Raw genomic sequence first — 8336 nt, 5'->3', positions numbered from 1 at the left:
CCGGCTCCAGCACCCGCCCCGGCACCAGCGCCCGCCCCGGCTCCAGCACCCGCCCCGGCACCAGCGCCCGCCCCGGCTCCAGCACCCGCCCCGGCTCCAGCGCCAGCGCCAGCGCCTGCCCCGGCTCCAGCGCCCGCTCCAGCTCCAGCGCCAGCTCCAGCGCCAGCTCCAGCGCCTGCCCCGGCTCCAGCTCCAGCTCCAGCTCCGGCCCCAACGCCAACGCCAACGCCAACGCCAACGCCAACGCCAACGCCAACGCCCCCGGTCGTGCCGCAGCTTCCCAACGCGACAAGGCCGATTATCGAGGTTCCGCCCGTTCGCGTCCGCGTTCCAAATCCGCCGCCGATCGAGATCGTCGACGGCGGTGTGACTCCGCCAACGCCCGATCGCCCTGGAATCGTCAGGGTGGAAATGCCCGAGGGCAGCCCCCCGGTCGGCACCACGTTCGTCCCGCCGACCCCGACGCCACCGACGCAGAACGTCACCGTGCCGCCCGTGCCGACGCCACCCACCAAACCCACGGTTCCGGTCTATCCTCGCAAGCAGGCGCGAAACTGATGAGACCATTGCGCCAGCGAGCCCTCGCCTCGCTGGTCTTCGCGATCACGATCAGTGCCTCCTCCGCAAACGCCGCACCGGCGAGCGCCCCAAAGCCGGCCGGTAAGGGCGCGACGACAGCGGCGTCGTCCATCGGCGCAGAGATCGTCCAATTCCAAGGCGAAGCGACCTCGCGCGATGCGCGCGACACGGCCAACTGGGTGACGACGTCGCACGACAATCGCGGTTTGCCGTTCATCGTCATCGACAAGGTGAATGCCAAGGTCCTGGCGTTCGATGGCAAGGGCTCGCTTCGGGGTGCTTCCCCCGCCCTGCTCGGCTTGGCGCGCAGCGATGCCAGCGTACCTGGTATCGGGCACCGAAAGCTGGCGACGATCACGCCGGCCGAGCGCACCACGCCCGCAGGTCGTTTTCAGGCCTCGCTCGGCAACGATTTCGACCAAGATATATTGTGGGTCGATTACGATGCCGCGCTCTCGCTGCACCGCGTCATCGCCGGTCGGCCCCAGGATCACCGTGCCGCGCGACTTGCGTCCGCATCGCCGGACGACAACCGGATTTCGTACGGCTGCATCAACGTGCCCGCCAAATTCTACGACGACGTCGTGAAGCCACTGTTCACCGAGACCGTCGGGATCGTCTACATTCTTCCTGAAACCAAGCCGTTACGCAGCGTCTTTGCAGTTCCGAACTAAGTAACCGGACCGAGCCGAACCAGTCCTCGACCGGCTCAGCCCCAAGGCCGTTCGCGATACCATTTGGTCAGGACGTATTTCGTGCCCTGTTCGACGGGCATGCCCTGATGCAGCGACCCCGGATTCGGACGGCCCAGCTCGTCCATGTTGTTCCAGATCACCAGGTTGCCCGCTTTCGGTGCGATCATCACGCCCGCGGTCGGGAAGTTCGTGCGGCCGCCCGCTTCGGGCTCGTTGAGGAACGTCATCGCCGACCAGGTCCGCTGACCACCGATCGGCACCTGATTTCGCCAATACAGCTGGCCGGTATCGAAATAGTCGTGATGCGGCTTGAACTCCTGTCCTACCGCATAGCGCTGGCCCTGCAGTGCCTCGCCGAACCGCGGTTCGAGCCCCGTCAGCGCATCTAACTTAGTCTCGACCACCGTCACGGGACCAGGCCCGGCGTACAGGTAACAGGTCTCGCTGGTGCGCGACAAAGGAACCGGGTTGTCGGCAACTACGGGTGATGGCACGCGATTGTCATCGATCAGCGCTATCAGTGCATCGCATTCTTCGACCGACAGGAAATTACGGACGATATACAGCTCGACACTGTTCGCCGGGATGCGAACGGCATCGGGATAGCACGCGATCCGTTCGCGAACGCCGATCGCAGAGTCGGCACGGGTGAGCGCCTCCATCTGACCATCACGAAGATCAAGCGCGTTCAATCGCGCGGATATCAACGACGTGTTACCGGAAACATCGGTCGGCCACGCGCCAGTATTGAGAAATTCCGACATCTTTTCACTGCCTTAGTCATCGCATTTCGACCAGAGCGATAGCCTACATTCCTATCATGGATTTATATTTTTAGTAGATGCATCTTTCGGCTCTAACGTACGTTTATCTTATACGACCAACATAGGTTAGGCCGGTTGAGCGAATTTTTCGCGACCACCCCGCCCTGATGGATGCGCTAAGTCGCACCAGACCGAAGAGTTCGGGAACATCCCACGCTCCGCTGCCGGCGAGAGCGACGGGTGACGCGATTTAACGGACATCGGCGGAGACCTATCATGCAACCGATATTTTCGGCAGGTGCGGAATCGATATTTCGTACGCTGCGAGCAGCAACGCCTACCACCACGTCGCGTATCAAGCGACGTGATACCCTGCGGTTCGTACCAGAACCGTCGGCCGATGATATCTTCTACCCGGTAGCGCTCGGCCTGGTTGCCGCCCTGCTGCTTTCGCTGCTCCTCTGGGCCGGGCTCCTGTTCCTGTACCTCAGATAGTGCAGCCCGACCTGTAGTCAGGTCGCCGCCGTCCATCGGCGCGCAATTCCCAAAATTCCTCTGACACGTCCTCGCGGTCCGCGGGGCTAGGATCGTCATGTTCAAAAACATTCTCGCATGCGCGGCGGCGTCGTTGCTCGCGCTCGCTCCCCACCCTGCGGCTGCGCAGCGTCTTATCCTGCCAGGCGCTCTGCTGCTGGCCGGTTACCGCGCGACCTGTGGTCCGGTCGACACGATGATCAAGCCGATCGACGATATCGCAGCAGCCTATCGTGGACGGATCATCCTCCATCCCCGCGTCCTCAATCTGCCCCGCGCACAGCAGCTCTTCTGGTATACGCATGAATGCGCGCATCAGATATTCGGTCCGGGCGAGGCCGCTGCGGACTGCTGGTCGGTTCAGCAGGGCAAGATCCAGGGTTGGCTGTCGCGAGATGAGCTCGGCAAACTCGAAAACTCGATGCGCGGGTTTCCCGGCGACTCGGCGCACGCCGATGGTCCGACCCGGATCGCTTACATGCAGCAATGCTTTTCGCGCTAAACCCGTACCCATACCAATCGGCCGACCGCAGGCATCGGAAAGCTGCCGGATCAGCCGACTGCAATGCCCCCTCGGCGAACGACGCGCTCCAAAATCGCAAGCGGCATCGCGCCCTGGAGCAGGACGGCGTGGAATTGCTTCAACGAGAAGCCCGGCTTTTTCTCCGCTTCGGCACGCAGGCGGGTCCAGACGGTATGGCCGATCTTGTAGCTGCACGCCTGCCCCGGCCAAACCGTGTAGCGATCGATCTCGCCCTGGCTTCGTCCCCGTGCAATACCCGTAGTGGCGATCAGATAGTCGGTCGCTCGCTCGCGGCTCCAGCGCTTGGCATGCATGCCGCTGTCCACGACGAGCCGCGTCGCGCGGAACAGCAGCGACTGGAGATATCCGACCTTCCCGAGCGGGTCGCCTTCATACATCCCCATCTCGTCGGCGAGTTGCTCGGCATACAAGGCCCAACCTTCTGAATAGCCGCTGAAAAATCCGCGACGGCGGATCAAAGGAATTTCGGTGCTTTCGAGCGCGAGGCTCACCTGAAGATGATGACCCGGTACGGCCTCATGATGCGTCAGCGTCGCAAGACCGAATTTCGGACGATCGAAGGTGTCGCGCAGATTTATGTAGTAGATCGCGGGTCGCGATCCGTCGAGCGACGCATTCTGATAATACCCACCAGGTGCACCGGCCTGAATGGTCGGCGGCACGCGGCGAACTTCGACCGGCGCCTTGGGCAGGCTTGCGAACGCCTCGGGCAGGCGGGCCTGCATCGCGACGATCTGGCGGTTGAGATGCGCCAGCAACGCATCGCGGCCGGCGTCGGTGTTCGGATAGAGCTGGTCGGGTCGCTGGTTGAGCGCGACCAGCCGTTCGCCGACGCTGCCCTTGGTCATGCCCTGCGCCTTCAGGATCGTGTCGATCCGCGCACCGATTTCAGCAACCTGCGCCAGCCCCAGACGGTGGATCTCGTCACCGCTCATCGCCACCGTCGTCGCGGCCTCCGCTGCGGCGGTGTAATAGGCATCGCCGTCGGGCAAACGCCAGCAGCCTGCGTCGTGCACCGCCTTGCCGCGGAGTTCGGCGACCAGCGCGCGCTGACGTTCCAGCGCTGGAACGACGTCGCGCTGCACGATCGCCGTCGCCTTCGCGACGCGCTCGGGCGGAAGATTGGCGGCCTTCAGTTTGGCGGCGAAACTTGCGACCATCACCGTCTGATCCGCCGGACGCTCCATCGCACTACCAAGCTGCTTCAGCGTGGTGTCGAGAATATAGTCGGGCGCGAACACGCCGCGCGCTGCATCGCTGCGTTGCCGCCTTGTGCTGTCGTCGATCGCTTTCGGGAAGGCCGAGAGCCGCTCGAGATAGGCGTCGGCCTCGTCCGCGTCGCGCACGCGCGTCTGCGATTCGAGGAAATCGGGCACGTCGCGGTAAGGACCGGTCAACTGGCTCAGGACATAAGGCGCAAACCGACCGAGACTATCGCCGTACGTGAAACGCTCTGCGCCGGCCACCGCACGGGTCAGCTGATAGCTCACGACCTCGTAATCTAGCGCCGCGGCCGGCGAGAGGCCATGCGTACCGAACGACCGGAGCTCGGCCAGTTCGGCCTTGGCACGCGCCAGATCGTCCGCCTGTCCGGCCGACGACTGATCGTCGAGCTTGGATTTCAGTGCGGAGCGGCTGCCGCTATCCAACCCAAGCCGGGTCGCCTGCTCGGGCGAGGCATCGAGCCGCGCGTAGAAGAACCGGTCGAGCATCGTGCGAAGCGCCGTATTGCGATCGGCAGTGGCCGCCTCGGCCCGGATCGGCAGCGTGCCGACCACGGACGCAGCGGTCGCGCTCGCGAGAAATTTACGGCGATGCATATCCACTCCTTCGATCAACTGTCGTGCAGCCAGCCTATCGGGTACGCCAACAGAAAGCATCCCGTCGAAATATGCCGGAAGCGCGATGGGATGGATCGCAGAGCGCGTCGTCCGCGGCGGCCGCTTGCCAAGTCGTATAACGACGATCGGCGGTGTCGATCCGGTTGGCAACCGGGCCGACACCGCCGTGGTGTTACGTCGCTGTACCGATCGTCACGATCGGATCATGTCGCCTCAGCTATGCAGCGACCGACGGAACGTCTCTGGCAGGAACACGAGACCGACAACCGCCGTCACTGCGCAGGCGAGGATCGGATACCAGAGCCCGTAATAGATATCCCCCGTCGCCGCGACCATCGCGAACGCCGCGGTAGGCAGGAACCCGCCGAACCAGCCATTGCCGATATGATAGGGCAGCGACATCGACGTGTAGCGGATCCGCGTCGGGAACAGCTCGACCAGCAGCGCCGCGATCGGGCCGTAGACCATCGTCACGTACAGCACGAGCAGGACGAGGATCGCTACGACCATCGGCTTGTTGATCTGCGCCGGGTCCGCCTTTTCAGGGTAGCCGACCGCAGTCAGTGCAGCCTTCACCTCGCCACCGAACGTCTTGATCGCAGCAGCCTTTTCAGGCCCCGATACCACCGCCGGGTTGACGACCGGGATGGTCGCGCCGCCGATATGGATCTGCGCGACGGTGCCGGCGGGTGCGATCACGTTCGCGTAGGAGATGCCGGCCTTCGCCAGATACGCCTTGGCGATGTCGCACGAGCTGCTGTCGAACTTGTTCTTGCCGACCGGATCGAACTGCACCGAGCACTCGTCGGGATTGGCGACGACGGTTACCGGCGAATTGGCCTGCGCGGCATAGAGCGCCGGGTTGGCCGCCTTCGACAGCGCATGGAACAGCGGCATGTACGTCAGTGCCGCGAGCGCGCAGCCAGTCAGGATGATATATTTGCGCCCGATCTTGTCCGACAGCCAGCCGAAGAAGATGAACGCCGGCGTCGCGATCAACAGCGCGATCGCGATCAGGATGTTGGTGGTCGGCCCATCGACGCGCAAATTCTTCTCGAGGAAGAACAACGCGTAGAACTGGCTGGTGTAGAACACGACGCCCTGCCCGACGACCGCACCGAACAGCGCGATCAGCACGACCTTGAGGTTGCTCCATTGCCCGAACGCTTCGGTCAGCGGCGCCTTCGAGGTCTTGCCCTCGTCCTTCATCTTCTGGAAAACCGGGCTCTCTTCGAGCTGCATGCGGATCCAGAGCGACACTGCGAGCAGCGCGATCGACACGATGAACGGGATACGCCAGCCCCATGCCGCGAACGCTTCTTCGCCCACCAGCGTACGTACGCCGATGACGATCAGCAGCGCCGCGAACAGCCCGAGCGAGGCGGTGGTCTGGATGAAGCTGGTGAACAGCCCGCGCTTCTTGTCGGGCGCGTGCTCGGCGACATAGGTCGCAGCACCACCATATTCGCCGCCGAGCGCGAGGCCCTGCAACAGGCGCAGCACGACGAGCGCGATCGGCGCGGCGACGCCGACCGACGCGTAGCTTGGCAGCAGGCCGACCAGGAAGGTCGACAGGCCCATGATCGCCATCGTCACGAGGAACGTGTTCTTGCGGCCGACGACATCGCCGATCCGTCCGAACACGAGCGCGCCGAACGGCCGCACCGCGAAGCCGGCCGCGAACGCCGCTAGCGCGAAGATGAACCCGGTGGTCTCGTTGACGCCCGAGAAGAACTGCGCGGTGATGATCGTCGCCAGCAGGCCGTAGAGATAGAAATCATACCATTCGAACACCGCGCCGAGCGACGACGCGATGATGATGAGCGGCTGGCTCTGCTTCACATGCCCGAGGGGCGAAGCATCCCCTGTTGTAGTCGCCATGGCGGTATCCTCTCAGGTGGAGCGATTATGCTTTAGAACGAGTAGCGTGCGGCGAGTTCGCCGCGGTCGAGCTTGCCGACCTGGCCGTCGACCAGCCGCCGTTCCGCGTGGCGGAACTCGACACCCAGATCGATGGCCTTGATCGGCGAGAAGAACAGGTTGGCGGACGTGCTCCACGCCGACGCACTCGCGCCGATCGGTTCGCCGCCGGTCGGATAATCGATCGACTGGACGCTGCCGATGAAGGTCGAGCGCAGCTTGTCGGTCCAGCCGAGCTTGAGCGCCGCGAAGCCAGCGGTGAGGCTGGGCGTCCGCAATTCCGCTCCCGGCACCGCCGCGAAGACGGCGTCGGGCGCGAGATTCAGGCCGACATACCGGCCGATCCCGTCGCCATGCGTGACCATGAAACGAATGTCGGAACGGCCCGATACGTCGAGCGGCACCTTGCCCGCGAACGACACGCCCCAGCCCGTCGCACTCTCGTTCAGCGAACCGGTATCGATCGTCAGCTTGCGCGCCAGACCCGCCAGCGAAAACTCGCCGAACGCGGTCTTGTAGTTCAGTCGAGCCGCGACGTCGGGCAGGCGATCGTCCGCATTCTCGACGATCGCGGCAGAGGTCAGGCCGGTCGACGCGGTCTCCGGGTTCTCGGCCGCGACCGACACCGTCAGCGTATCGCTCAATTTGCGTGTATACCGCACCTGAGCCTGCCGGACGAACACGCTACCTTCCGACGGTCCGATGAAGTCGGTCGTTTCGGGCAGTGCGCCGATATACTGGAAGGTCGTCCATTCCTGACCGAACAGCCAGTTGTCGTAGGTGAAGAACGCGCGACGCAGACCGGGGTTGTAGCCGCTGACGACGCGCTGGTTACCCTGCGATCCCGGTACGACCTGGAAATCGACTTCGAGCAGACCCTTCAGGCTGTGTCCCGCGATCGGCGTGTCGGTCGCCAGCACGATCCGCGTCTGCTTGGCGTGCGATTCTAGGCTGTTGCCCTCGTTACGACCGCCGACCGGGATCATGCTCGGGAAATAGAAGTCGCGACCGACCGATTCCGGCGCGATGTTGCCGCCGCTGTAGCGACTGACCGATGCCCAGGTCTTGATGAAGCCGTTGAGCTTGACCGTCGTCCCCGCGACCTTGAACCCGTCGGTCGACGCTGCGGCAGGTGCTTTCGCTTCGGCAAGCGCGGTCGGCGCGGTCGGCCCGACGGGGGCCGTCGGATGCAGGTCGTTCGGCGCGGACGCGACCGCGGTCGGTGCGGCGGTCGACGTCGCCGGAGCGGCAGGTCGTGGCGCGGCCGCAGCCGTCGCCCGCGCTGCGTTCAGCTCGCCGCGCAGGTCCTGCACCGCCGCTTCCAGCGCCTTCAGCCGAGTCTCGAGCTCGACCTCGCGCGCCGTCTGCGCTTGCGCCACGCCGGGTACCAGCGCGGTGCCCGCGAGCAGCGCCGTCAAGGCCAGCCGTTTCTTGAACGCCATGAATGTCATCCCCGTCT

General features: G+C 64.4%; 7 protein-coding genes. 2 read left to right on the top strand and 5 right to left on the bottom strand.

What is annotated here, in order from left to right; genetic code table 11:
- Positions 1 to 250, bottom strand: a 250-nt coding sequence (locus tag C8J45_RS18840; RefSeq protein WP_181321098.1) for a hypothetical protein, incomplete at its 3' end; no start/stop codon positions are given.
- Between the two features lie 307 nt (positions 251 to 557).
- On the opposite strand from C8J45_RS18840, the gene C8J45_RS05435 reads away from it, so the two are divergent.
- Positions 558 to 1253: a L,D-transpeptidase gene (locus C8J45_RS05435; protein WP_219907342.1), complete on the top strand. Its 696-nt coding sequence runs from the start codon at positions 558 to 560 to the stop codon at positions 1251 to 1253.
- A 35-nt stretch (positions 1254 to 1288) separates the two neighbouring features.
- Here the strand turns inward: C8J45_RS05435 and C8J45_RS05430 are convergent, their stop codons facing one another.
- Positions 1289 to 2038, bottom strand: coding sequence for a 2OG-Fe(II) oxygenase (locus C8J45_RS05430; RefSeq protein WP_258191298.1), 750 nt, complete (start codon positions 2036 to 2038; stop codon positions 1289 to 1291).
- 592 nt (positions 2039 to 2630) lie between these two features.
- Here C8J45_RS05430 and C8J45_RS05420 point away from each other — a divergent pair.
- Positions 2631 to 3074, top strand: coding sequence for a hypothetical protein (locus C8J45_RS05420; protein ID WP_107962142.1), 444 nt, complete (start codon positions 2631 to 2633; stop codon positions 3072 to 3074).
- A gap of 50 nt (positions 3075 to 3124) precedes the next feature.
- Here the strand turns inward: C8J45_RS05420 and C8J45_RS05415 are convergent, their stop codons facing one another.
- From C8J45_RS05415 to C8J45_RS05405, 3 genes are all read right to left on the bottom strand, one after another.
- Positions 3125 to 4936 (bottom strand): DUF885 family protein, encoded by a 1812-nt coding sequence (locus C8J45_RS05415; RefSeq protein WP_107962141.1) that lies wholly within the window; start codon positions 4934 to 4936, stop codon positions 3125 to 3127.
- 234 nt (positions 4937 to 5170) lie between these two features.
- Positions 5171 to 6838 carry an MFS transporter gene (locus C8J45_RS05410; RefSeq protein ID WP_107962140.1) on the bottom strand — a complete coding sequence of 556 codons (1668 nt, stop codon included), beginning with the start codon at positions 6836 to 6838 and terminating at the stop codon, positions 5171 to 5173.
- 32 nt (positions 6839 to 6870) lie between these two features.
- Entirely contained in the window at positions 6871 to 8319 is a 1449-nt protein-coding gene (locus C8J45_RS05405; RefSeq protein WP_258191297.1) for a DcaP family trimeric outer membrane transporter, read from the bottom strand.
- Between the last annotated feature and the right edge of the window lie 17 nt (positions 8320 to 8336).

Source organism: Sphingomonas sp. PP-CE-3G-477, from assembly GCF_003050745.1.
Classification (GTDB): Bacteria; Pseudomonadota; Alphaproteobacteria; order Sphingomonadales; family Sphingomonadaceae; genus Sphingomonas.
This window is presented reverse-complemented; position numbering and strand designations above follow the sequence as displayed.